The organism is Haloferax sp. Atlit-109R, assembly GCF_003665865.1.
Taxonomy (GTDB): Archaea; Halobacteriota; Halobacteria; order Halobacteriales; family Haloferacaceae; genus Haloferax; species Haloferax volcanii.
The window spans coordinates 215,226-238,860 of record NZ_QPLO01000001.1; the positions used below are offsets into that span (position 1 = coordinate 215,226).

Consider the following 23,635-nt stretch of genomic DNA (forward strand, 5'->3'; position numbering starts at 1 on the left):
TTACCCCGCCACCTCGTAGAAGTCCTGTGGTGTGTACTGGTTCTCCTCGTCTTCGCTGGCGAGGTCGCAGCCGACCGTCTCCGAGAGGAACGTCTCGGGGATGACGCGGTCGTCGACCGCCTCCACGTTGTGCTCTCCGTCCGCCCGCATGACCCACATGTGGTGGTCGACGTGGTGGGTCGCCCCGTCCAGCGCGATGCTCTCGCCCGCGGGGGCCTCGGGCGCCTCGTACGTGATGCCCGATTCGAGCGCGGCCTTCACTTCCGCTTGGTCGGTCGTCCCGGCCTGCTCGACCGCCTGCTTGTACATGTAGATAGAGAAGTAGTTGTTCTCGGCCTCCTCGTTGAGATACGGCGCGTCGGGGAACTTCTCGAAGTACCGGTCGACGAAGCCGCCGTCCTCCGTGTTCCGCTCGGTCGGGATTTCCTCCATGTAGTTGACCCCGGCGTAGATGTTCTCCATCGCGGGCGGGTCAAGCCGGAGGTGCTCGTACCCCTGCGCCATCGCCGTCGACGTTCCGATGGGCACGTCCAGCCCGGCGGAGGCCTTCTGCTCGTAGAACGAGGTGTGGTTCGCGCCGACGAGCATCGACATCACGAAGTCGGGGTCGGCCTCCTGGATGCGGTTGATGGTCGAACCGAACTGGGAGTTCGAAAGCGGGATGAACTCCTCGCCGATGACCTCCGCGCCGTTCTCGTTGGCGAGGACCCGCACCCAGTCCGCCGAGAGCTGTCCGAAGTTGTAGTCGGCGGCGATGGTGTAGATCCGCGGGCCGTACTCCTCGACGAGGTACGGGAGGACGCTCCCCAACTGCTGGCGGGCGGTCGGCCCGACGGCGAAGACGTTCTGGTCGCAGACGCCGCCCTCGTACTGGGTCGTGTAGAAGTACAGTTGGTCCTCACGGTCGATGATGGGCCGAATCGCCTCCCGCGTCGCAGAGGAGTAGCCCGCCCACAGCGCGTCGACGTTCTCCTGATTGATTGCGCGCCTCGTCAACTCCTGGTAGCGCTGGTTGTCGGACTGCGGGTCGGGGTCGAAAACCTCGATCTGTTGGCCGTTGATGCCGCCGTTTTCGTTAATCTCCTCGATGGCGAGGAGCGACGCCTTGTACTTCGGGTCACCGACCAGCGCGAAGTTTCCCGAGCGGTCTTCGAGTATCCCGAGGGTTATCGTGTCGCTGCTGGACGACGTACCTCCCATACACCCGGCGAACGCGGTCCCGGCGACCGCCGCCGCCGACCCGAGGAACTGACGCCGACTTACGAGTCGGTCGTTCATTCACCGACACCCCCGAACGACACTCGTGAATCCTCCGATTTTGCGTAGATAATGGATGAATCTTCAGCAATCTGCACGAGAGCAGTGCGTTTGTCAACGTTTTCGAACACATGTCTCCGTTCTGAAGGATATATAAAAGGGTTCTCAATCGAGTATTAATTTTACATCTATTGAATATAGTGGTATAAGGTTGGAAAAGGTAAACATTAGACATGTGTAACCGAAAGTAATCTCGTAACATCTGCGACATACTCGACACATCAGATTTTATTGGTTCACTAATTTAAAGAAATTCAGTTATTTCCGAACAGTTCGAATATTTGATAGGTGTTCGGGGCGTGAGCGGCCGGTTCCCGCGCGGTTCGGTCCACCGGAGTCCGATAGACAAACCAGTAGCATCTCGGACCCCGACAGGGCAAATATTGTTCTCCTGGCCATATTTATCCTAAATGTCTCGAATATGTCGATAAAGATGTGTGAATATCCATTTGGTCATTCCGACACGAACGCGTCCGTTCGGTGTGTGTCGCTATGACCGGCGAGTTCGTTCCCGGTGAGGTCATCACCGCCGACGGGACCATCACGCTGAACGAGGGGCGAGAGACGGCCGAGGTGACGGTGGGGAACACCGGCGACCGGCCGATACAGGTCGGCTCTCACTTCCATTTCTTCGAGGCGAACGCCGCGCTGTCGTTCGACCGCGAGGCGGCCTACGGGATGCGGTTGAACATCCCCGCGGGGACCGCGGTCCGGTTCGAACCCGGCGACCAAACGTCGGTCGAACTGGTCGCTATCGGCGGCAAGCGCCGCGCCCACGGGATGAACGGGATGGTCAACGGCAGCGTCGACACCGACCCGAGCGCCGCCGTCGAGCGCCTGCGCGCGGCCGGGTTCGCTGACACCGGCGCTTCCGACGACGAACACGGCACCGCGGAGGGGTCGAGCGAATGACGAAGGACATCGACCGCGAGGCCTACGCCGACCTGTACGGCCCCTCGGAGGGCGACCGCGTCCGACTGGCCGACACCGAACTGTTCGCCGAGGTCGAGACGGACTACCGGACGCACGGCGACGAGGCCGTCTTCGGCGGCGGGAAGACGCTCCGCGACGGTCTGGGGATGGCCCCCGACGTGACCCAAGCAGACGGGGCGCTGGACTGGGTCATCACGAACGCGACCGTCATCGACCCGGTTCTCGGCGTCGTCGCCGGCGACATCGGCATCCGCGACGGCGACATCGTCGGCGTCGGCAAGGCGGGCAACCCCGACACGATGGACGGCGTGGACATGGTCGTCGGCCCGGCGACCGACGTCTACCCGGCCGAGGGGAAGATTGCGACCGCCGGCGCGCTCGACATCCACGTCCACTGGAACTCCGCGCAACTGCACGAACACGGGCTGGCGTCCGGCATCACGACGATGCTCGGCGGCGGCTACGGCGGCGGCGCGACGACCTGCACGACCGGCCCGCAGAACATCAAGCGGTTCCTCCAAGCCGCCGAGGCGTGGCCCGTCAACGTCGGCTTCTACGGCAAGGGGAACGCGTCCACGTCCGAACCCCTCATCGAGCAGGTCGAAGCCGGCGCGTGCGCGCTCAAACTGCACGAGGACTGGGGGTCGATGCCCGCGGCAATCGACACCTGCCTCGACGTGGCCGAAGACGAGGACGTACAGGTGTGTATGCACACGGACACGCTCAACGAGGCCGGCTTCGTCGAGAACACGTTCGCGGCCGTCGACGGCCGGACGATGCACCTGTTCCACATCGAGGGCGCGGGCGGCGGTCACGCCCCCGACATCATGGAACTGGTCGGCGAGCCGAACATGCTCCCGTCGTCGACGAACCCCTCGATGCCGTACACGGACAACACGTTCGACGAGCACCTCGACATGGTGATGGTGTGTCACCATCTCAACCCCGACGTGCCCGAGGACGTGGCGTTCGCGGAATCGCGGGTGCGCGCCGAGACCATCGCCGCCGAGGACGTGCTCCACGACATGGGCGCGATTTCGATGATGACGACCGACTCGCAGGCGATGGGTCGGCAGGCCGAACTCGTCTCGCGGACGTGGCAGACCGCCTCGAAGATGAAGTCCCAACGCGGGCCGCTCCCCGAAGACGAGGGGACCGGCGCGGACAACCACCGCATCAAGCGCTACCTGGCGAAGTACACCATCAACCCCGCGATATCCGCGGGTATCGACGACTACGTCGGCACGCTCGAACCCGGCAAACTCGCGGACGTGGTGCTGTGGGACCCCGCGTTCTTCGGCGTCAAGCCGGCGATGATATTCAAAGGCGGCTTCCCCGTCCACTCGGAGATGGGCGAGGCCAACGGCTCGTTGATGACGTGCGAACCGATTCTCCAGCGCCGGCGGGCCGGCGCGGACGGCAAGGCCAAACACGGCCTCTCGCTGTCGTTCGTCTCCCCGGCCGCCGCCGACAACGACGTCGGCGAGGCGTACGGCCTCGACTCGCGGGTCGTCCCGGTGGGCGGCACGCGCACGCCCGGCAAGGAGGACATGCTGTACAACGACTACTGCCCCGACGACATCGACGTCGACCCCGAGACGTTCGAGGTCGAAGTCGACGGCGAACTCGTCACCTGCGAACCGGCTTCCGAACTCCCCCTCGCACAGCGGTACACGCTATGAAACTCACCCCGAAAGAACAGGAACGGCTCACGGTCTTCACCGCCGCAGAGGTCGCGCGACGCCGCAAGGAGCGCGGCGTCCCGCTGAACCACCCCGAAGCGGTCGCGTACATCACCGACTGGTGTATCGAGCGCGGCCGCGACGGACAGTCCGTCGCCGAGATTCGCTCCGGGGCGTCGCAGTTGCTCGGCCGCGAGGACGTCATGGACGGCGTCCCCGAGATGATCGACATGATTCAGGTCGAACCGATGTTCCCCGACGGCACCAAGCTCGTCACCGTCCACGACCCCATCCGGTCCGACAGCGTCGGCACCGCCGACGACGCTGCGGACGCGGCGACCGACGGGGGCGACGAGACCGATGCGAGCGGGGGTGACGACGCGTGAGCCTCACACACCGCGACGTGGCGACGGTCGGTATCGGCGGGCCCGTGGGGTCGGGCAAGACGTCGCTTCTGACCGAACTCGTGCCGCAGCTTCGCGAACAGGGGCTGAACGTCGGCGTCATCGCAAACGACATCCTCACCCAGGAGGACGCCGACGTGTTGCGCGAGCGGTTCGCCGGGGTCGTCCCCGAGAGCCTCGTCGCGGGCGTCGAGACCGGGGCGTGCCCGCACACGGGCATCCGGGAGGACCCGTCGATGAACCTCCAGCAGATAGACGACTTCCTCGCGGACCACCCCGAGCTAGATATCGTGCTGATAGAGAGCGGCGGCGACAACCTCGCGGCGACGTTCAACCCCGAGCTCGCGGACTACTCGCTGTACGTCATCAGCGTCGCGGAGGGCGACGACATCCCGCGGAAGCGCGGCCCCGGCGTCGTCGACTGCGACCTGCTCGTCATCAACAAGACCGACCTCGCGCCGCACGTCGACGCCGACCTCGACGTGATGGAGCGGGACGCGAAGGCGGTCCGAAGCGGGCCGTTCGTCTTCACCGACTGTCGTTCTCAGACGGGCATCGAGGAGGTGCTGACGCACGTTCGCGAAGGGGTGCTGTTCGCCTGATGGCCGCCGACTCGCCCCCGCCGTCGTTCGAGCGGTACGCGGCGGAGCCCGTCCCGCAGGCGGCGGTCGGCGCGCCGGGAAAAGACGGCGTCCTCGAACTGACGTTCGAGCGGACCAGCCGCGGGACGGCGCTCGTCCACGACTACGCGACCGTGCCGTTCCATATTTCGGGAACGCTCGGCCACGACCCGCACCCCGAGGCAGAGACGGTGTTCGTCCAGTCGCCGACCGGCGGCGTCGCGCAGGGCGACCGCCACGACCTGACCATCGCGGTCGAAGCCGACGCAATCGCGCACGTCTCGACGCAGAGTTCGACGAAGGTGCAGACGATGGAGCGCAACTACGCCGGCGTCGACACCGCGCTGTCGGTCGCCGCCGGCGGCCACCTCGACTACGTGCCGGAGCCGACGATTCTCCACGCGGACGCCCGGTACACGCAAGACCTGCGTCTCGACGTCGCAGACGGCGCGACGGCTATCGTCGGCGACGTGGTCGTCTCGGGGCGACTCGCCCGCGGCGAGCGGTTCGAGTTCGACCGCTATCGCTCTCGACTGCGCGCGACCGGCCCGGACGGCCTCCTGTTCGAGGACGCCACGCATCTCGCGCCCGACGAGTCGGACCCGAGCGCGCCGGGACTCCTCGGTGAGCACGCGGTCTACGGGACCCTGTTTGTCGTCGCGCCGGGCCGAGACGCGGCCTCGTTGAGCGACGACCTCCACGAGGCGGTCGCGGCTACCGACGCCCGCGCCGGCGCGACCGAACTGCCGAACGACGCCGGTGTCGCGGTTCGCGCGCTCGGTGACTGCGCGGACACCGTCCGGACCGCGTGCGACGCCGCCTGGGACCGTGCGCGGCGGGCGTTACTCGACGCCCCCGCGCCGTCCGGGAGGAAGTACTGATGCTCGTCGCCGACACCTACCTCGGCCACCGGGACGACCCGGCGGTCCGAGCCAGACTCGACGAGGCCGACGCCGCCCGCGTGGTGCTGTCCGACGACGACCGACGGCGCTCGCGCGTCAGAACCGAGACCGAAGACGGCCGGGACCTCGGCGTCGTCGTCGGGCGCGAACTCGACGACGGCGACGTGCTCGAAACGGAGACTGGCGACCTCGTCGTGGTCGAACTCGCGGCTATCGACGTGCTCGTCGTCGACGTGGGCGCCGCCGACGTGTCCACGACCGCCGCGGTGGAACTGGGTCACGCGCTCGGCAACCGCCACTGGGACCTCGCCATCCGTGACGGCGAGGCGCTGTTCCCGGTTCCCGACACCTACGAGCGGATGGAAGCGACCGTCGCGGACCACCTCCCGCCGGGCGTGACGACCCGACGCGAGACCGTCTCGCCGGCTCTCTTCGACGACGGTGGACCCGACCACGGCCACGGCGACCACAGCCATAGCCACGGCGACCACCACCACGGCGGGCACAGTCACGGGGACGGCGATCACGACCACAGCCACGGCGATCACGACCACAGCCACGACGGCCTGCTCCGGTCCGCTCGGGGGGACGAGCGATGACCGACGGCGCTCGGCTCGAATCCTTTCGGTTGGCCGATTCGTTCCTCCCGGTCGGGACGTACACCGCCTCCTACGGCCTCGAACAGTTCGTTCAGGAAAATCGGGTCGAAGACGCCGACGACCTCCGGGCGTTGCTATCGACGTATCTCAAACAGCAGGTCGGCCCGTGCGAACTGGTCGCGCTTCGGGCGGCTCACACCGCCGCCCGCGACGGCGACTTCGACGCGGTCTGTCGCGCCGACCGCCGTCTGACGGCGGCGACGCTGTCCAAGGAGTTCAGAAAGAGCGCCCGACAGTCCGGCAACCGCCTCCTCTCGCTCCAGCGGGAGCTCCGCGAGTCGCCCCTCCTCGACGAGTACGCCGAGGTCGTCGACGCCGACGACGCGACCGGGAACTACGCCGTCGTCCTCGGTGTCGCCGCCGCGAGCGCGGACATCGACGCCTCGGAGGCGTGTCTGCTCTGTTGTCACGGCTTCGTGACCGGACTCGTCGGGGCCGCCCAGCGGGTGCTCTCGCTCGGACACACCGACGCCCAGCGGATTCTCCACGACCTCCAGCCGGTGATGACCGAGGCCGCCGCCGACAGCGCCGACCGAGGGATAGACGAGATGTCGCCGTTCGCGCCACTCATCGACGTTCTCTCCGCGAATCACGAGCGCGCCGACCGGCGGCTGTTCATGAGCTAAGTCGGGCCGGGCGACCGCCGCCAGCGCGCCGTCCCGGCGAGGGACGTCGAGCACACAAGGCACTTAACGTGACAGATGAACAACCTCTCATGCAGCGCAGACGGGTCCTCGCGTCTCTCGGCTCGCTCGCCCTCCTCTCGGGATGTCTCGGCGGCCCCGCCGAATCCCCGACCGAGACGACGACCACGACCGGAACCAACACCTCCGAGTCGGAGTCGACCGAATCCGGACGGGCCGCGACCACCACGAGCGACTGCGGTCGGACGGAGTTCTGCGAGGGGTCGGAGCTCGTTCGCGTCCGGGTCGACGATGGCTTCTCCGGCGAAGTCGTGTTGAACCCCGCGTGCCGCGAGAGCGACATCGAACTCTCGCCCGGCGAGACGGAGACGCTCATCCGACAGGCCGACGCCGAGACCTGCGACGTGGAACTCCTCGTCGACGGCGAAGTGGCCTACGACGGGCGGATTCAGGACTACGAGTACGTGATGGTGCGCGTCGGCTCGGACGGGGAAATCTCACTGCAGAAGGAAGTCCTCTAACGGTCTCAGTCGCCTCCAGTCATCTCCGGTCGCCTCGGCTACCGGCGCGTCTCGACGGCCAGCACCACGACCGAGACGACGAGCGAGAGGACCGCCACCACGAGACCGAACAGGTAGTACGGGTTCGACCCGGCCGGGTACGACAGGAGCGAAAACAGCAGGAACGACGACCCCATCGCGACGATGACCATCGCTTGTGGGTCGGGGTCGTACGCTTCCGCGAGAACCTCTCGAACCGTGCGCGACATGCCTCCGCTTCGACGCGCTCGCTCATAGCCTTGTCGCGCGGTTGAACAAACCCGTCTCGGCTGCGGCCGTGTCGGAGCCGCCGCACCGCCGCCGATTCCGACTACCGATGCAGCAGATGCACGTACCGCACCAGCGACCGGTGGACCCGTCGCTCGAACACTCGTTCGACCTCCCAGCCGGCGTCCTCGGCCGCCTCAGCCCACGACCGGTCGGCAACCATCACGCACTCGGGGGCGACCCGGCGGACCTCCGCCAGCGCGCCGCCGACGAGGTCCGCAAGCGAGTGGCGGGCGATTTTCGACTGCCGGCCGTAGGGGGCGTCGAACACCGCGCCGTCCATCGAATCGTCGCGGAGGGGGAGCGCGGTGGCGTCGCCGCGGACCACGTCGCCGGAGCCGACGTAGTGACGCAGGTTCTCCCGCGCGCCGCCGACCATCTTCGCTTGGGCGTCGACGCCGACCACGTCGGCACCGACGAGGCCGGCTTCGAGGAGGACGCCGCCGGTGCCGCACATCGGGTCCAGAATCCGGGCACCGGGCTGCGCGCCGGCCATGTTGACGAAGGCGCGGGCGTCCACGGGGGCCATGCTGCCCGGCTGGAAAAACGGCCGGTCGGTCGGTTTCCGGTCGGTGAAGTCGCGGACGGCCTCGACGGCGGTCCAGCCGACGAGACAGGCGTCCTCGGAGAAGTAGACCCGTAGCTCGTGGTCGGGGTCGTCCAAGTCGACGCCGAAGCCGCGCTCGACGAGCGCCGACCCGAGTTCGCGCTCGGCGTCGGTCGTGCTGATACCGGCGAGTCCTCGCACGTCGCGGGCGCGGACGGCGACGGTCCCCCCGCGGTCGACGTTCGCGGCCGCGACGACGGCGCGGGCGGCCTCGATGTCGGGGTCGCATCGCCCGACCAGTTCGACGACGCGCCGGGTGTAGGCGAGTCGCCTCGCGCGCTCCGGGTCGACGCCGCGGGCGGTGGCGAGGCCGGGGGCGACGACCGTCACGCCCGTCGCGGCCGCCTCGGCCTCGCGGGCGGCGAAGGCGTCTTCCTCGCCGGCGAGTTCCAATCCGTACACGCTCGGACCTGACGGGCCGCGGAAATGAGGGTATCGGTCGTCGTCGCGCCCGCGGGGGCGCCGGCCGGCCCGGACCGACCGCGACTCCGCTGAACCTGACACCTCGACGACGGCGAGACTTATATCGGGCGCTCCGAATCCACTCGCATGACCTCTCTCGACGCCATCCTCTGGGGCGCGGCGGCGCTCACCTACGGGCTCGGCGACTACGTCACGACCGTCCTCGGAGTCAGGACGGCGGGCGTGCAGGAAGGCAATCCCCTCGTGCGACGCCTCTCCGGCGGCGACCCCGGTCCCGGCTCGTTCGCGGTGTTGAAGCTCGTCTCGGTCGCGCTGTTCTTCGCGGCCTACTGGGCGCTCAAGCCGGCGGTCGCCCGACTCGCAGTTCCACTTTCGCTGACAGTTCTCGGCGCGGTCGTCACCGCTCGAAACGCCCGGATTATTCACCGCCGCGCGTAAGCTGTCATTCCCTCGCACCAATCTTTTTAACCCTTAAATACGTGACTTAAATCGTTGTATGACCGACCCCAAGGACACAATCAACATCGAAAACGTCGTCGCCTCCACGGGAATCGGCCAAGAGCTCGACCTCCAGAGCGTGGCGATGGACCTCGAGGGTGCCGACTACGACCCCGAGCAGTTTCCGGGACTCGTCTACCGTACGCAGGAGCCGAAGTCCGCGGCGCTCATCTTCCGGTCCGGGAAAATCGTCTGCACCGGCGCGAAGTCGACCGACGACGTCCACGAGAGCCTCGAAATCGTCTTCGACAAGCTCCGCGAGCTTCAGATTCCGGTCGACGACGACCCCGAAATCACCGTGCAGAACATCGTCACGAGCGCGGACCTCGGCGAGAACCTGAACCTCAACGCCATCGCTATCGGGCTCGGTCTCGAAAACATCGAGTACGAACCGGAGCAGTTCCCCGGCCTCGTCTATCGCCTCGACGAACCGAGCGTCGTCGCGCTCCTCTTCGGGTCGGGCAAACTCGTCATCACGGGCGGCAAACAGCCGACAGACGCCGAGGCGGCGGTCGACGTCATCATCTCGCGGCTCTCCGAACTCGGTCTCCTCAACGGGTCGTTCTAACGCCACCGAACCTCGACTGCGTCGCGTAACCGGGACTCGAATCGACCGAATCTAAGTCAGTCGCGTCCTTCGGGCCGGTATGGACGCGCTCACCTTGCAGACGGCTACCGGTGCGCCGGTCACGGCCGTCGCCGGAACGTTCGCGCTGTTCGCGCTGTTCCTCTCTCTCACCGCCCACATCGCCGCGCGGAACGTCCTCGGCGACGTGGAACTCAAGAAAGCGTTCGCCGTCGGCCCGGTCCCGGCGGCCATCGCCGTCGTCTTCACCTCCTTCGGCTGGAACTCCTTCGTCGCGCTCGCGCTCGCACTCGGCCTCGACTTCGGCTTCGTCAAGTACCTCTACGGCCGGTCGACCCGCCTGTCGGCGTACGTGGTCGTCATCCACTTCGTCGTCTCGGTGCTTCTGGGTCTCGTCCTGTTCGGCCTCTCCGCCATCCTGCTGACCGCGCCATTCTGAGGCACCCGCCGTACTTTCTTGCCCGAGGCCGCCGAACCCCCGTTCGTGTCTCCCCGCCGACTCCTCTGGAACGACGCGGAACGCCGGCCGCGCGCCCCGTTTCGCCTGCTCTTGACGCCCGTCGTCTTCGTGGCCGTCTCGCTGGTGGTCGGATTCTCGCTTTCGACCGCGCTCGGCGGCCTCGCCGGGTCGAGCCGCCTCGCGTCGCTCGTCGTCTCGCTCGTCTCGGTCGGCGCGAGCGGTCTCGCCGCGCTCGTCGTCGCGCGGTACGTCGATAGGCGGACCGTCGCGGACCTCGGACTCGGACTCGACCGCGAGTGGGCGGTCGACCTCGGGTTCGGCCTCGCGCTCGGAACGGGCCTGATGACCGCCGTCTTCGTCGTCGGCGTCGCGGCCGGCTGGATTGCGGTCTCTCCCGCCCCGCTCGGCGTCGACCGACTGCTCGGCGTCGGGTCGCTTCTGGCGTTCTTCGTCGTCGTCGGCATCGCGGAGGAACTCCTGCTTCGGGGCATCGTCCTCACCGACGTCGCCGAGGGCCTCCGCTGGCGGTTCGGCCCGGACGCGGCGGTCGCCGGCGGCCTCGCCGTCTCCTCGGCGGTGTTCGGCGTCGCCCACTACACGAACCCGAACGCGGGGTTCGCCAGCACGACGAGCATCACGCTCGCGGGCGTCATGCTCGGCCTCGGCTACGCGCTCACCGGCGACCTCGCCATCCCGACGGGCATCCACATCTCGTGGAACTTCGTGCAGGGCGGCGTCTTCGGCTTCGCGGTCAGCGGCCTCGACTTCGGCACGTCGCTCGTCGAGACGACCGAACGCGGCCCCGACGTGATTACCGGCGGCGCGTTCGGCCCGGAGGCCGGTCTGCTCGGCGTCGGCGCAATCGTCCTCGGCGCGGTCTGCATCGCGGCCTACGTCCGGGTGCGCCGCGGCGACCTCGGGTTCGACCCGTCGGTCACGGTGCCGGAGCTGCGCTGGAAACAGTGAAAATCGGCGCGTCGCTTACTCGACTAACCGCTCGATTTCGGTCACGAGGATGCCGCTCGCGCCGACGCTTTTCAGGTCGCTGACGACCTCGAACACGTCGCGCTCGTTCACGACGGCGTGGACGGCGACCGTCGAGTCGCCGGCGACGTCCATCACGGTCGGGCCGCCGAGGCCGGGGATGACCTCCTTCACCTCGTCGAGCTTCTCGCGCGGCGCGTTCATCATCAGGTAGCGCTTGCCCTCCGCCGAGCGGACGGATTCGAGCGCCATGAGCAACTGCTGGACCTTCGGGTCGTCGACCACGTCGGGGCGGGCGAACAGCCGAACCGACGACGACAGCACCTCGTCGACGACCGCGAGCCGGTTCACCCGCAGGGTCGTCCCGGTCGAGGTGATGTCGATGATGGCGTCGGCCATCTCGACGTGGGGCGTCAGTTCGGTCGCGCCCGTGACCTCGACGACTTCGGCGTCGATGCCCGCCTCCTCGAAGTAGGTCCGCGCGATGTGGGGGAACTCGGTGGCGACGACCTTGCCCGACACGTCGTCGACGGTCTCGATGTCGCCGTCCTCGGGCGCGGCGAGGACGAGCCGACACTTGCCGTACTCCAAATCGAGCAGGTCCTCGAGTTCGTGGCCCGACTCGCGGACCTGGTCGAGGCCCGTGATGCCGACCTCGGCGGCCCCGTCGCGGACGTACTCGGGGATGTCGGCGGCACGGGCGAACAGCACGGTCACGTCGGGGTCGACGGTCCCGGCGTAGAGTTTGCGCTCGGCACCGTTGTCGAGGTGCAGCCCCGCACGCTCCAGAAGTTCAATCGTCGGTTCGTGCAGGCGGCCCTTGTTGGGCACGGCGATTCGCATACCTCCCCGTCACGTCCCGGAGGTAATTGACTTTCGCAAGCCGGAACGGTTTTTGACACGTCTGCGAAGTGTCACCTATGGCTCCCGTCACGTTCGCCGGCGCGCTCGTCGGCGTCTCCCTCCTCGGTGCCGGTTGGTCCCGACTCAGCGCCGGTCGCCTCGAACGCCGAGACGTGTCCGTCCAGCGGTTCAGACAGCGAGTTCGAAGCAACTGGCTCTACGCCGCCATCCTGTTCGTCGGCGTCGTCTGGTGGACGAACGCGGACCGAGCGCTCCTCGCGGCCGTCGGCCTCCAGACCGACTGGCCGTGGGCGGCTCTCGGCTGGGCGCTCACCGGCGTCGGTGCCGCGGTCGTGGCGACCGTCTCGTACATGGGCGCGTTCCCGGTGGCGAGACGCGTGCGAGACGCCGATATGGGCGCGGGAGCGGCGGCCGCGAAGATGTTCCGCTATCAGCTCTTCATCGCGGCGCTCGTCTTCTGCGTGGTGACCGTGCTACACGTCGAATTCCGGGTCTTGGAGACCAGCGGCCTGCTCACCCTGCTCGCGTTCGCAGCCGCCGCGTACGCCTTTTCGGCACCGCTCGTGGGCGTCTCGCAGACGACGACGGTCCCCGACGACGCGACGCGCGAGCGACTCGACCGCCTGTGCGACCGCGCCGGTCTCTCGGTCTCACGGATTCGACTCCTCGACGGCGGCGGCCACCGCTCGGACCACCTCGTCCGCGGCCCGGTCGGTCGGAAGACGCTCTTTCTCACCGACTCGCTGCTCGACCGCTACGACGACGAGACGGTTACGGCGCTCCTCGCGGTCGACGCCGGACGGGTCGTTCGGTTCGTCTACGGGCTTCGGCTGTTCACCGTGACCGCGGCCGGTGCGTTCGTCTTCTGGGGCATCGCGTGGTCGCCGTTCGGGTTCGTCCTGTCGTTCTTGACCTTCGCCGGAGTCGGCGTGATACTGCTCGTGACCGGCGAGTACGCGAGCAAGCGGCTCGTCTATCGGGCCGACGAGGCGGCGGCAGAACGGGTCGGCCGCGCGGCCGTCGCCGACGCGCTCGCCGCGACCGCCGACGAGGTCGATACCGGCCGCGCGGGGTCGTTCCTCTCGTTCGAGCCGTTGCTGGCATCGCGCATCAAACGGGTCCGAGACGGCTCCGGGGCGGACGAGACGGACGCGTAGGGACCGCTCCGGGGACCCGACGCTATCCTTCGACGAGGTGGTCGAGCAGGCGGTCGAACCGGTCGACGAACCGCTCGGGGAGCGACGGCGACACGTCGTCCAACAGCCGGGTCGTCCGCTCGGGGTGGGTGAGGACGAGCGTCACGCGGTTGTGCAGGTCGCGCTCCTTGCGGACCACGTCGCGTTCGACGAGGTGGTCGAGGTGCCACTCCAGCGTGCTGCGGGCGACGCCGATGTCGTCGGCCACGTCGTCGGGGCGGGCGTCGCCGTGTTCGAGGAGGTGGCCGAGGATGTCGCGGGCGGTCTCCCGGCGGACGAGCGCGAGCGCGCCGCGCTCCCACGCGTCGAACTCGGGGGGGAAGTAGTGCGTCCGTCCGTAGAACTCGGAGCGGCGGACCGTCTCGTCGGAGAGCAGTCTGCGGACGTGGTGTTGTACCTGGCCGGGAGCGAGGTCGAGCGCGCGAACGAGCTCGTTGAAGTGGACTCCCGGGTTGTGCTTGATGTGGTCGGCGACGCGGGTTCGTGTCTCACTCATGGGTCGTTGACCCCCGCCTCGCGCTCGATGCTCCGGGCGTAGTAGATGGCCGCGAGGACGAGGCCGGCCATCGCGAGGTCCAAGAGGTGTTCGACGACGTGGTGGTCGAACTCGGAGAGGACGCCGCCGAGCGTCAGCGCCGCGACGGCCGCCCGCGACGCGAACGCCAACAGCGCCAGCGCGACGAGCAGGTGCGACCGCGTCCGCCGCCGGAGGAAGACGGCGACGCCGAGCGCGGCCAGCGTGACCGACGAGACGCCCGCGAGAACGACGACCGCGGTCATCCACGGACCGCCCGCTTGGACGTGCCCCGGAACGAGCGCGAGGTTCGACGGGGGCTCCATGTCCCCCGATACTGGGGGTTCGGACCTAAGGGAGGGTGCTCGTTCTCGATTTTCGGGAATCGGACTACCGCCGGTATTCGGCCCGCTCAGCGCCGAAACCGGCGGTCGTCTCTCGCGGCCGCGAGACGGTGGATTCACCACCCCGCCGCCCCGAACGAGCGACATGAACACGCTCCGAATCGCGGGCGGACAGGTGCTCCGCCCCGACGCGACGGTCGAGGACGCGGACGTACTCGTGGACCGCGACGAGGGAACCATCCTCGACATCGGCGCGGACCTCGACGCCGACGCCGACGAGACGCTCGACGCCGCGGGCTGTCTCGTCACGCCCGGTCTGGTGAACGCCCACTGCCACGTGGCGATGACGCTCCTGCGCGGCTACGCCGACGACAAGCCGCTCGACGCGTGGCTCCGCGAGGACATCTGGCCCGCGGAGGGCGCGCTCACGCCCGAGGACGTGCGCGCCGGCGCGGAACTCGGCCTCGTGGAGATGATTAAGTCGGGGACCACCGCGTTCGCGGACATGTACTTCCACGTCCCCGAAATCGCCGCCGCGGTCGAGGAGGCCGGCCTCCGCGCCCGCCTCGGCCACGGCGTCGTCACGCTCGGGAAGGACGACGCGGACGCGCGGGCCGACATCGACGAGAGCCTCGACGTGGCCCGCGAGTTCGACGGCGCGGCGGACGGCCGGATTCGGACCGCCGCGATGCCGCACTCGCTGACGACGGTCGCGGAGGAGTACCTCCGCGAGTTCGTCGCCGACGCCCACGACGAGGGCATCCCGGTCCACTACCACGCCAACGAGACGACCGACGAGGTCGACCCCATCGTCGACGGGCGCGGCGAGCGCCCGCTGTCGTACGCGAAAGACCTCGGCATGCTCACCGCCGACGACTTCCTCGCCCACGGCGTCCACGTCGACGACGCGGAAATCGACCTGCTCGCGGACGCGGGCACCGGCGTCGTCCACTGCCCGGCGTCGAACATGAAACTCGCCTCCGGCATGGCTCCCGTCCAGAAACTGCTCGACGCGGGCGTCACGGTCGGCCTCGGCACCGACGGCGCGGCCTCGAACAACGACCTCGACATGTTCGACGAGATGCGCGACGCCGCGATGCTCGGCAAACTCGCCGCGGACGACGCCAGCGCCGTCGCCGCGCCCGACGTGGTACGGATGGCGACCGCCGGCTCCGCCGCCGCCGTCGACCTCCCCGGCGGCGCGCTCGAAGTCGGCGGCGCGGCCGACCTCGCCGTCGTCGACCTCGACGCGCCGCATCTCACGCCCGCGAACGACCTCGTGAGCCACCTCGCGTACGCCGCCCGCGGCTCCGACGTTCGCCACACGGTCTGTGACGGGCGGGTGCTGATGCGGGACCGCGAGGTGCTGACGCTCGACGAGGACGCCGTGATGGCCCGCGCCCGCGAAGCGGTCGCGTCGCTCCGCGAGCGCGTCTGAACCCCCGTCCGGTCCGCCACCGCCTCCGACTCGCCGCCGTCTGGTCCGGTCGCACCGCCCTCCAGCCTGCTACCCGGCCAGCTCGATGCGCAGTCCGTCGTCGGTCACGCTGACCTCCATGCGCTCGAACGTCCGGTGGTACTGCGCGACGTGTCGGCCGTCGCTGTGGTCGACCATGATGGACTTCTCGAACAGCGACGCCTCGTGGAGCCGCTTGACCTCCCGGTAGGCCGTCGACAGCGGCACGTCGGCCCGACAGCTCAGCTCCTTGACCGTCAGCGGCTCGTCGGCGACGCGCAAGAGGTCCGGAACTGCGGGGGCGCTCATCAGGGCGAACAACTCCTGTTCGGCGAGCGTCTTGCCGTTATCTATGACGAGCATCGGCCCTCGGCGGTACAATCTCACGGTTGACACTTGTAGATTCGGGGGCGGCGACCGCCTTCGGTAGGGTTTTCGGACCCCTCTCCGAACCCACGGGTATGAGCGAACACTACGCTCCCGTCTCCGAGCACCTCGACGACGTCGAGGCCGCCCGGACGGAGGGACGACGCAAGATGGACTGGGCGCTCCAGCACATGCCCATCCTGCAAGAGCTCCGCGAGCAGTTCGAGTCGGAACAGCCGCTCGCCGGCGAGGTCGTCGGTATGGCGATGCACGTCGAGGCGAAGACGGCGAACCTCGTCGAACTGCTGGCGCTCGGCGGCGCGGAAGTCGCCATCACCGGCTGTAACCCGCTTTCGACCCACGACGACGTGTCGGCGGCGCTCGACGCCCACGACGCCATCACCTCCTACGCCGTCCGCGGCGTCGACGACGAGGACTACTACGCGGCCATCGACGCCGTCATCGCCCACGAACCGACCGTCACGGTCGACGACGGCATGGACATGGTCTTTACCATCCACGAGGAGTACCCCGAACTCATCGACACCATCGTCGGCGGGGCCGAGGAGACCACGACCGGCGTCCACCGCCTCCGCGCGATGGACGAGGACGGCGAACTGAACTACCCCGTCTTCGCCGTCAACGACACGCCGATGAAGCGCCTGTTCGACAACGTCCACGGCACGGGCGAGTCGTCGTTGGCCACCATCGCCATGACGACGAACCTCTCGTACGCCGGCAAGAACGTCGTCGTCGGCGGCTACGGCTACTGCGGCAAGGGCGTCGCCAAGAAGGCCGCCGGCCAGAACGCGAACGTCATCGTCACCGAGGTCGACCCCCGGCGCGCGCTCGAAGCCCACATGGAGGGCTACGACGTGATGCCGATGGAGGAGGCCGCGAAGGTCGGCGACGTGTTCATCACGACCACCGGCAACCGCGACGTCATCACCCGCGAGGACTTCGAGAACATGAAAGACGGCGTCCTGCTCGCCAACGCCGGCCACTTCGACATCGAAATCGACCTCGACGCGCTGTCGGACCTCGCGGTCGACGAGTACGAGGCCCGCGACGGCGTCGACGCCTACGAACTCGAAGACGGCCGCCGCCTGAACGTCCTCGCCGAGGGCCGCCTCGTCAACCTCGCGTCGCCCATCGCGCTCGGCCACCCGGTCGAGGTCATGGACCAGTCGTTCGGCGTGCAGGCCGTCGTCGTCCGCGAACTCGTCGAAAACGGGGACGACTACGACGCCGGCGTCCACGACGTGCCCGACGAACTGGACCGCGAAGTCGCCGAAATCAAACTCGACGCCGAGGGCATCGAGTTCGACTCGATGACCGACGAACAGCGCGAGTACATGGGTAGCTGGGCCCACGGAACGTAAGCCGACCCGCGCTCTCTCTCGTTTCTCACAGCCGCCGCGCGTCAGCGACCGCGTTCGGCCCACTCGCCGGCGTTAGTGCGCGGCCATCTCCGAGAGGACGTTGACGCAGTAAATCCCGGCGAGGATGAGAAGCAGGCCGACGACGCCCGTCAGGTCGACCGGTTCGTCGAACACGACGACGCCGATGGCCGCGACGCCGACGATGCCCAGCGCGGCCCACGTCCCGTACACCACACCGATGGGGAGCTCTTCGAGCGTCAGCGAGACGAGGTAGAACGCGAGACCGTAGCCGACTACCACGCCGAGGCTCGGCACGGGCTTGGAAAACCCCGCGGACAGTTTGAGCGCGGTCGTTCCGACGAGTTCCGACGCGATTGCGCCGGCGAGTAACACGTACGGGTTCATGTCCGTCGGTCCCGCCACGACCCGGATGAGCGTTCTGCAATCGCCCGCCACTTGCGGTTCGTTGCTCGCGGCCGGCCAAGAAACATCAAAATACTAACTTGTGGGCGAGGGAGTCCCGCCTATGACCGAACTCGGGGAACTCGGCCTGTCGAACTACGAGGAGAAGGCGTACCGGACGCTCCTCGTCACGGGAGCCGCGACGGCCGCGACCGTCTCGGACGCGAGCGGCGTCCCGAACGGCCGGGTCTACGACGTGCTCAACGGGCTTCGGTCGCGCCGACTGGTCCGCGCGCAGTCGACCCAGCCGACGCGGTACGCCGCCGTCGACCCGGGCGCGGCGGTCGAGCGACTGCTGGCCGAGCGCGCGGCGGAACTGCGCGAGGAGTGGACGCGATACCGCGACGTGGCCGACGCGGTCCGGTCGAACCTCCTGCCGACGCCGCCGGCGGACGGGAGCGTCTGGCTCGGCCGCCTCGGCGGCGACGAGATGCGGACGGCGATGCACGAACACGTCCGGGCGGCGACCGAGTCCGTCTCCGCCGCGGTCGGCCCGCCGTACGAGCGGGCGTCGTGGGAGACGCTCAGAACCGAGTTCGACGCGTTCTTCGAGGGCGCTCGCGACGACCTCGACGTGTCGCTGCTCCTCAGCGACCCCGTGCTCGACTCGCTTCCCGACGAGTTTCGGGGCCTCGTGGCGTCGAAGCCCCAGACGGTTCGAATCCGCGTCCTGCCGCACCTGCCGGTCTCGTTCGACGTCGTCGACGGGACGGTCGCGTCGGTCGACATTCCGCACCCGCAGTCCGCCGCCGACCGCCTCGGCGTCGTCGTGGTGACGGACGCGGGCGTCGTCGACGAGTTCGACCGCCAGTTCCGGGCGCTGTGGGGGGACGCCGTCCCGCTTTTCGAGTGACGCCGCGCATCTCGTCTGCGCTCCCGGACGCCGGTCGCCCCATTTATCACCGCCCGCGGCCGACTCCCGACCATGTCTTCGAACAGAAAGGGAGACCGACGCGAGCGCGAACTCGTCAACGCTCTCGACGAGGCCGGCTTCGCCGTCATGCGCGCGCCCGCCTCCGGGAGCGCGACGACGCGCGAACTCCCCGACGTGCTCGCGGGCAACGGCGAGGTGTTCTACGCCATCGAGGCGAAGGCCTCCAGCGGCCGCCCCATCTACCTGAGCGGCGAGGAGGTCGAAGCGCTCGTCTACTTCTCGCGGAACTTCGGCGCGAAGGCTCGCATCGCCGTCCGGTTCGACCGCGAGGACTGGTACTTCTTCCACCCCGGCGACCTCTACGTGACCGACGGCGGGAACTACCGCGTCAAAAAGGAGACGGCGCTGGCGGAGGGCGAGGACTTCGAGTCGTTCACCGGCGGCCCGACGCAGACCAAACTCGGCGGCGACTGAGGTCGCGACGCGATTTTCCGCGCTCGCTCACGCCCGAGCGAGCCGCTCGCCGAGCGAGTTCGCGCCCACGAAGCCGCGCTCGACGCGGCTGAGCCGCGAGGCGGGGAACCGGTAGGCGTGCAGTTCACCGAGGTCGGAGAGACCGGCGTTCACCGGCAGCGAGTCGAGATAGACCGCCTCGAACGTCGGTTCGTGGTCGCCGTAGTCGGCGTTCGTCTCGTACGCCGAGACGAGGGTTCCCGTCTCCGTCGGCGTCTCGTCGGCGCGCGTGCCGAGCGCCCGCGTGACGACGAGGAGGCCGCCGCTCTCGCGGTCGCGGACGAGGTCGCCGGCGCGGTGGTCGTGGTCGCGACAGAGCTGCGGCCCCGTCGCGTCCATCGGAACGAACGTCTCGTCGCCGCAGACGGCGCAGGTGGCGCGCCGGCGGCCCGGCGGCGGGACCTCGCCGCGGGTGATTTCGATGGCGACCCGGCGGAGGTGCTTACAGCGGGCGTGCCGGATGGCGTTGTCGGGACAGGTGCAGGTGCGCGCCTCCACGTCGACGACGTAGGTGCCGCCGTCGGTCTCGACGACGTAGCGACCGTCTCGGAGCGGCCGGACGGCCATCGGTTCGACGCGGGCGCGGCGGGCGCGCCCGGACAGTCCGTCCGACGGAAGCGTTGTCTTGCGGCGCACCGGGCGGCGAGTCGACGCGGGTGTGTGTGCGATGTGCGTCATGGTGGTGCGGGATTCCGACCCTCCCAGCGGCCGTTCGGGGTCGGTTTCCGTCACCTGCGTGTAGGTTCTCGAACGACCTAAACCCTCGTTTCGTGTGGAAAATCGGGCGCGTGAGTGGCTCTCGTCGGGCATCCGCCCATCGAAGACCTTTTAGAACGGCCGCGGATACGTCGTCGCATGGCTATCGAAGCGGAGATGCGGCGGAAGATTGCCGTCTCCATCGTCGCGGTCGGGGTGTTTATCGCCCTCATCGTCGGCATCGGTGCGACCTACAACCAGAGTGGACTCGTCTCCACCGGCGGGCTCGCACTCGTCGGCGCTATCACGGCGTTCGTCCTCGTGATGGCTGGTATCGGCGTTTGGCTGTCGCGTTCTTCCTAATCCGGCTGGTCGGTTTCGACGACGGGTTCGCCGTCGCGCGGGCGCTCGACGCGCAGCGGCGGCGCTCGCGGGTTGGCTACGTCGTCAGCACGGACTCCGTCAGTCGGCGGCTTCGTCGGTGGCGTCCGCGTCCGCGTCGTTCGTCGCCGTCTCGAAGTAGTTCATCGGGTGCTCGATGGTGTCACAGCGGTCGTCGCGGTTCACACAGAGGTCGTACGCCTGCATCGTCTCGCAGGTCGGCGGCGCGTACTGCGACCCGCTCGAATCCGCGAGGACGGTCGCCCGCTTCTGCAACGCCTCGGCGGTTTCGTCGCCGACGACGCCCCCGACCTCCTCGGGGTCGAGGCCGACGCCGACGAGGAACGCCGCGAGCGCGAACGCCGCCTCGTTCGGGAGCGACTCGCCCTCTCGCGCCCGCGCCAACAGCGCCTCGACGCAGGGCGGGAAGTGGTCGGGGTCCACCGCGTCGACGTAGACGGCGTTGACCGCGCCGCGGTCCGAAAGCAGGTTCCGCAGGCGCTCGACGTGGGGTTTGAGCGCGTCGGCGAGGCGGTCGCCCGCGTCGCTGCCGCGGACGGCGAAGGGAAGCCCCTCGGCGACCCGGCGGCGGACAGCCTCGCGGAGCAGCTCCGAGAGCTCCTCGCGGGTGACGCGGACCGCGCCGTCGGCCAGCGAGCGGTTGACGAGTCGCCAGTCAGCGCCCCAGTCGGTGTCGGAGTAGGTGAGATACGGCCCCACGTCGACCCAGTAGTGGGCGGGCGCGCGGCGGCTGTTGCGGGTCCGGTTCGACTCGGCCCGCACCGCGCCGTCGAGGTCGAACTCGCGGAGGAAGTCGTCGAGACTCGCGCGGGCCTCGCCGTGGACGTCGTCGTCGCCGGCGTCGAAGTCAGCGAGCATGCGCTCGTAGGCCGTGTCGGCCTCGGCGCGGGCGTACTTGTCCACCGCCGCGGGCGTCTCGACGAGCGAGACGATGATGCGCGAGATGGGGTACGAAAGCAGTTCCGTCTTGGTCTCCCGCGGGTAGGCCTCGCCGGGGTCGGGTTCGACGGTGCCCTCCATGAGGGCGCGTTCGACGCGCTCGACGCCACGCTCGACGGCCGGGGCGTCCTCTGCGACGAGCGTCGCGATGGCGACGTCCGCCGATTCGACCGCCTCTCTGGCCGCGGCGAAAAACGGGTATCGGGCGTGGAGCGGGCGCATCCGCATACCGCCACGTTCCGGGTGCCCACCGATAAACGCGACGGATTCGGCGGTGGCGGCGTGGGCCGTGCGGCCGAGTCTCTCACCCGCCCCGCCGCGACGACGGCGCATCACACAACCTATTACCGACCACTTCCTCAGGCTCTCACGTGCCGCACTTCGACTACCCGTGTCCGGACTGCCGCGCCACGACCAGTCTCCACGACGCCGACTGTCGCTTCGAGGGGACGCCGTGGGTCGAAGTCGAGCGGGCTTACGTCGACATCGTCTCCGTCCTCGCGGGCGGCCCGTGCGACGAGGAGACGCTCCGCCGCGAAGCGCCGGGCGAGTGGGGGCCGCTTCAGCAGGCCGCGCTCCGCCGACTCAAGCGCGACGAGCGGGTGTCGGACGCGAACACGGGCGTTCTCCGACTGCGCACCGCCGAGGAGTTCAGAGAGGAGGTCTCGGAGCCGACCCGGGAGCCGATGCGGACGCTCCACCAGTACGGGAGCGTCCCCGGCTGTCACGACAACGCCGTCTTCGCCATGATAGCGTGGTACGAGATGGTCGGCCTGTCGTGGCCCGAGACGCGCGAAAACGTCGTCAACTGGCTCCGCGACACCGGCGCGTGGGACCGCGGCGGCTTCGAGGAGGCGACGCCCGCCGAACTCGTCGAGAAGAAGCGCCACGTCTACGAGGCGGGCTACGGCTGGAAGGAAAAGGCCGTCTCGGCCAAGCGCGTCATCGACCGCTACCGCTCTTGAGTCGACGCCGCGACCGAACCGCGTCATCGCGGCCGACGAGTCGGGCGGCGCGGTCGCTGACCGCTGAGAATCGAGAGAAACGAGTGGGACGGCTCGGTGGTCGGACAACGACGCGGCCGCCGAAACGTCCGCTCAGTCGCTCTGGATGCGCGGGGCGAGCATGTACGTGATGGTGCCCATCCCTTCTGCGATTTGGTAGTGAAGCTTGACCGGGAACTCCTCGCCGAGTTCGACGGTGACCTCGGCGTCGGTCGGAATCGCCTTGTTCATGTCTTTGAGATAATCGAGCGAGAACAGCGAGTCGGCCGCGCCGGCTTCGATGCTGATGAGGTCCGCCGGGGGAAGCGACAGGTCCACGTCGTCGGTGTCGCCTTCGGCCTCGATGTGGAACGTCTCTTCGGCGCCGTCGACGCGGAGGCGGATGTGGTCCGAAACCATGTCGGCCGCCTTGATACCGCGGTCGAGGTGCGTCCCTTCGAGGACGATGTTCGCTGCGAGGTCGAGGTCCGGGATGTCGGGCTCCTGGCGAATCGAGTCGGGGTCGATGAGCGCGAGCGTGTACGACAGCCCGTCGATGCGGATGTTGAGCTTGCGCGTCTCCTCGTCGAGCGTGAGGTGGATGAGGTCGCCCGAGCCCGCCATCCCGGCGACCTCTTCGAGGCGAGAGAGGTTGACGCCGATGACGCCGCCGTCGGCTTCGTAGGATTCGAACGCCGCCGCGTCGAGCGTGAGGTCCACCATGCCGACGTTCGCGGGGTCGACGGCGCGGATGGAGAGACTCTCCTCGTTGAGTCGAATCTTACACTCGTCGACGAGGACGCTCACGGAGTCGAGCGCGTCCCGGAGCGTCGCGGCGCTCACGATGGCCTTGAACATATGTGCCGTCGTACGACAGCGGTCTTAAAAATACTCCTGATTTGGACTCACCGCAATATGATGTTCGCACGCTCTCCCGCGTGCGCGCTCCCGCGAGCACCCCACCGCTCCCCTCGGCTCCCCATGGGTGTTGTTGTCACTGCCTTCGTACATAGCTAATCCGACGATTTCGAGGGTTTCGGGCTTCAAAGCACTCAAATAGCTGATTGTGTAACTCCAGACCATGGCGAACGAGGAGAC

At 68.4% G+C, this 23,635-nt stretch carries 30 protein-coding genes; 19 read left to right on the forward strand and 11 right to left on the reverse strand.

The genetic code is table 11. The features are described 5' to 3' along the window. Entirely contained in the window at positions 1-1,278 is a 1,278-nt protein-coding gene (locus tag DVK03_RS01110; RefSeq protein ID WP_115802032.1) for an urea ABC transporter substrate-binding protein, read from the reverse strand. A 531-nt stretch (positions 1,279-1,809) separates the two neighbouring features. Here DVK03_RS01110 and DVK03_RS01115 point away from each other — a divergent pair. The 8 genes from DVK03_RS01115 (at position 1,810) to DVK03_RS01150 (ending at position 7,682) form a co-directional block, all read left to right on the forward strand. Further along, a complete protein-coding gene (locus tag DVK03_RS01115; RefSeq protein WP_006600796.1) occupies positions 1,810-2,229 on the forward strand; it encodes an urease subunit beta in 420 nt (139 codons plus the stop codon). Then, positions 2,226-3,932 carry an urease subunit alpha gene (gene ureC / locus DVK03_RS01120; protein WP_115802033.1) on the forward strand — a complete coding sequence of 569 codons (1,707 nt, stop codon included), beginning with the start codon at positions 2,226-2,228 and terminating at the stop codon, positions 3,930-3,932. Before DVK03_RS01115 ends, ureC begins: the two co-directional genes overlap by 4 nt. Then, entirely contained in the window at positions 3,929-4,318 is a 390-nt protein-coding gene (locus DVK03_RS01125) for an urease subunit gamma (RefSeq protein WP_115802034.1), read from the forward strand. Before ureC ends, DVK03_RS01125 begins: the two co-directional genes overlap by 4 nt. Continuing rightward, positions 4,315-4,938 carry an urease accessory protein UreG gene (gene ureG / locus DVK03_RS01130; RefSeq protein WP_004065640.1) on the forward strand — a complete coding sequence of 208 codons (624 nt, stop codon included), beginning with the start codon at positions 4,315-4,317 and terminating at the stop codon, positions 4,936-4,938. The genes DVK03_RS01125 and ureG overlap by 4 nt, the downstream gene beginning before the upstream one ends. Next, on the forward strand, positions 4,938-5,837 hold the full coding sequence (locus DVK03_RS01135) for an urease accessory protein UreD (protein WP_115802035.1): 900 nt from the start codon (positions 4,938-4,940) through the stop codon (positions 5,835-5,837). Before ureG ends, DVK03_RS01135 begins: the two co-directional genes overlap by 1 nt. Continuing rightward, complete coding sequence (locus DVK03_RS01140) at positions 5,837-6,457, forward strand: urease accessory protein UreE (protein WP_115802036.1); 621 nt, start codon at positions 5,837-5,839, stop codon at positions 6,455-6,457. The genes DVK03_RS01135 and DVK03_RS01140 overlap by 1 nt, the downstream gene beginning before the upstream one ends. Next, positions 6,454-7,143, forward strand: a complete 690-nt coding sequence (locus DVK03_RS01145; protein WP_115802037.1) for an urease accessory protein UreF — start codon at positions 6,454-6,456, stop codon at positions 7,141-7,143. Before DVK03_RS01140 ends, DVK03_RS01145 begins: the two co-directional genes overlap by 4 nt. A gap of 89 nt (positions 7,144-7,232) precedes the next feature. Beyond that, positions 7,233-7,682, forward strand: a complete 450-nt coding sequence (locus DVK03_RS01150) for a hypothetical protein (RefSeq protein ID WP_115802038.1) — start codon at positions 7,233-7,235, stop codon at positions 7,680-7,682. Between the two features lie 38 nt (positions 7,683-7,720). Here the strand turns inward: DVK03_RS01150 and DVK03_RS01155 are convergent, their stop codons facing one another. Both DVK03_RS01155 and DVK03_RS01160 read right to left on the reverse strand, forming a co-directional pair. Further along, positions 7,721-7,930, reverse strand: a complete 210-nt coding sequence (locus DVK03_RS01155) for a hypothetical protein (protein ID WP_115802039.1) — start codon at positions 7,928-7,930, stop codon at positions 7,721-7,723. 101 nt (positions 7,931-8,031) lie between these two features. Beyond that, a complete protein-coding gene (locus tag DVK03_RS01160) occupies positions 8,032-8,988 on the reverse strand; it encodes a methyltransferase domain-containing protein (RefSeq protein WP_115802040.1) in 957 nt (318 codons plus the stop codon). Between the two features lie 156 nt (positions 8,989-9,144). Between DVK03_RS01160 and DVK03_RS01165 the strand changes: the two genes are divergently transcribed. The 4 genes from DVK03_RS01165 (at position 9,145) to DVK03_RS01180 (ending at position 11,528) form a co-directional block, all read left to right on the forward strand. Further along, on the forward strand, positions 9,145-9,456 hold the full coding sequence (locus DVK03_RS01165) for a DUF5658 family protein (protein ID WP_004065626.1): 312 nt from the start codon (positions 9,145-9,147) through the stop codon (positions 9,454-9,456). A gap of 58 nt (positions 9,457-9,514) precedes the next feature. Next, entirely contained in the window at positions 9,515-10,084 is a 570-nt protein-coding gene (locus DVK03_RS01170) for a TATA-box-binding protein (RefSeq protein ID WP_004045271.1), read from the forward strand. A gap of 79 nt (positions 10,085-10,163) precedes the next feature. Beyond that, on the forward strand, positions 10,164-10,541 hold the full coding sequence (locus DVK03_RS01175) for a hypothetical protein (protein WP_004065624.1): 378 nt from the start codon (positions 10,164-10,166) through the stop codon (positions 10,539-10,541). Positions 10,542-10,559: 18 nt separating this feature from the next. Beyond that, positions 10,560-11,528: a CPBP family intramembrane glutamic endopeptidase gene (locus tag DVK03_RS01180; RefSeq protein ID WP_115802041.1), complete on the forward strand. Its 969-nt coding sequence runs from the start codon at positions 10,560-10,562 to the stop codon at positions 11,526-11,528. 15 nt (positions 11,529-11,543) lie between these two features. Here the strand turns inward: DVK03_RS01180 and hisG are convergent, their stop codons facing one another. After that, the gene (gene hisG, locus DVK03_RS01185) at positions 11,544-12,389 is read right to left on the reverse strand and encodes an ATP phosphoribosyltransferase (RefSeq protein ID WP_115802042.1); all 846 of its coding nucleotides are present in this window, start codon (positions 12,387-12,389) and stop codon (positions 11,544-11,546) included. Between the two features lie 77 nt (positions 12,390-12,466). Between hisG and DVK03_RS01190 the strand changes: the two genes are divergently transcribed. Continuing rightward, complete coding sequence (locus tag DVK03_RS01190) at positions 12,467-13,567, forward strand: peptidase (RefSeq protein ID WP_115802043.1); 1,101 nt, start codon at positions 12,467-12,469, stop codon at positions 13,565-13,567. A gap of 22 nt (positions 13,568-13,589) precedes the next feature. Here DVK03_RS01190 and DVK03_RS01195 read toward each other — a convergent pair whose 3' ends face one another. Together DVK03_RS01195 and DVK03_RS01200 are read right to left on the reverse strand one after the other, a co-directional pair. Continuing rightward, positions 13,590-14,102, reverse strand: a complete 513-nt coding sequence (locus DVK03_RS01195; protein ID WP_004045277.1) for a winged helix-turn-helix transcriptional regulator — start codon at positions 14,100-14,102, stop codon at positions 13,590-13,592. Next, the gene (locus DVK03_RS01200; protein ID WP_004045278.1) at positions 14,099-14,446 is read right to left on the reverse strand and encodes a hypothetical protein; all 348 of its coding nucleotides are present in this window, start codon (positions 14,444-14,446) and stop codon (positions 14,099-14,101) included. The genes DVK03_RS01195 and DVK03_RS01200 overlap by 4 nt, the downstream gene beginning before the upstream one ends. Positions 14,447-14,609: 163 nt before the next feature. Between DVK03_RS01200 and DVK03_RS01205 the strand changes: the two genes are divergently transcribed. Continuing rightward, on the forward strand, positions 14,610-15,902 hold the full coding sequence (locus DVK03_RS01205; RefSeq protein WP_115802044.1) for an amidohydrolase: 1,293 nt from the start codon (positions 14,610-14,612) through the stop codon (positions 15,900-15,902). Between the two features lie 69 nt (positions 15,903-15,971). On the opposite strand, the gene DVK03_RS01210 is transcribed toward DVK03_RS01205, so the two are convergent. Further along, a complete protein-coding gene (locus tag DVK03_RS01210) occupies positions 15,972-16,283 on the reverse strand; it encodes a helix-turn-helix transcriptional regulator (RefSeq protein WP_004045280.1) in 312 nt (103 codons plus the stop codon). A gap of 98 nt (positions 16,284-16,381) precedes the next feature. Between DVK03_RS01210 and DVK03_RS01215 the strand changes: the two genes are divergently transcribed. After that, entirely contained in the window at positions 16,382-17,668 is a 1,287-nt protein-coding gene (locus DVK03_RS01215; RefSeq protein WP_006600786.1) for an adenosylhomocysteinase, read from the forward strand. Positions 17,669-17,740: 72 nt separating this feature from the next. On the opposite strand, the gene DVK03_RS01220 is transcribed toward DVK03_RS01215, so the two are convergent. Then, positions 17,741-18,073 (reverse strand): multidrug efflux SMR transporter, encoded by a 333-nt coding sequence (locus DVK03_RS01220; protein ID WP_115802708.1) that lies wholly within the window; start codon positions 18,071-18,073, stop codon positions 17,741-17,743. Positions 18,074-18,194: 121 nt separating this feature from the next. Between DVK03_RS01220 and DVK03_RS01225 the strand changes: the two genes are divergently transcribed. Further along, the gene (locus tag DVK03_RS01225; RefSeq protein ID WP_115802045.1) at positions 18,195-18,983 is read left to right on the forward strand and encodes a TrmB family transcriptional regulator; all 789 of its coding nucleotides are present in this window, start codon (positions 18,195-18,197) and stop codon (positions 18,981-18,983) included. A gap of 72 nt (positions 18,984-19,055) precedes the next feature. Then, positions 19,056-19,478, forward strand: coding sequence for a Holliday junction resolvase Hjc (gene hjc / locus DVK03_RS01230; protein ID WP_004045284.1), 423 nt, complete (start codon positions 19,056-19,058; stop codon positions 19,476-19,478). A 27-nt stretch (positions 19,479-19,505) separates the two neighbouring features. On the opposite strand, the gene DVK03_RS01235 is transcribed toward hjc, so the two are convergent. Then, a complete protein-coding gene (locus DVK03_RS01235; RefSeq protein ID WP_006600785.1) occupies positions 19,506-20,153 on the reverse strand; it encodes an SWIM zinc finger family protein in 648 nt (215 codons plus the stop codon). A gap of 219 nt (positions 20,154-20,372) precedes the next feature. On the opposite strand from DVK03_RS01235, the gene DVK03_RS01240 reads away from it, so the two are divergent. Next, on the forward strand, positions 20,373-20,576 hold the full coding sequence (locus DVK03_RS01240) for a hypothetical protein (protein WP_004065604.1): 204 nt from the start codon (positions 20,373-20,375) through the stop codon (positions 20,574-20,576). A gap of 99 nt (positions 20,577-20,675) precedes the next feature. On the opposite strand, the gene DVK03_RS01245 is transcribed toward DVK03_RS01240, so the two are convergent. Beyond that, positions 20,676-21,776 (reverse strand): DNA primase, encoded by a 1,101-nt coding sequence (locus DVK03_RS01245; RefSeq protein ID WP_115802709.1) that lies wholly within the window; start codon positions 21,774-21,776, stop codon positions 20,676-20,678. A 149-nt stretch (positions 21,777-21,925) separates the two neighbouring features. Here DVK03_RS01245 and DVK03_RS01250 point away from each other — a divergent pair, with 149 nt between their 5' ends. Then, positions 21,926-22,519, forward strand: coding sequence for a hypothetical protein (locus DVK03_RS01250; protein ID WP_004065601.1), 594 nt, complete (start codon positions 21,926-21,928; stop codon positions 22,517-22,519). 132 nt (positions 22,520-22,651) lie between these two features. On the opposite strand, the gene DVK03_RS01255 is transcribed toward DVK03_RS01250, so the two are convergent. Then, positions 22,652-23,395 (reverse strand): DNA polymerase sliding clamp, encoded by a 744-nt coding sequence (locus DVK03_RS01255; RefSeq protein WP_004065599.1) that lies wholly within the window; start codon positions 23,393-23,395, stop codon positions 22,652-22,654. Positions 23,396-23,635: the final 240 nt, after the last annotated feature.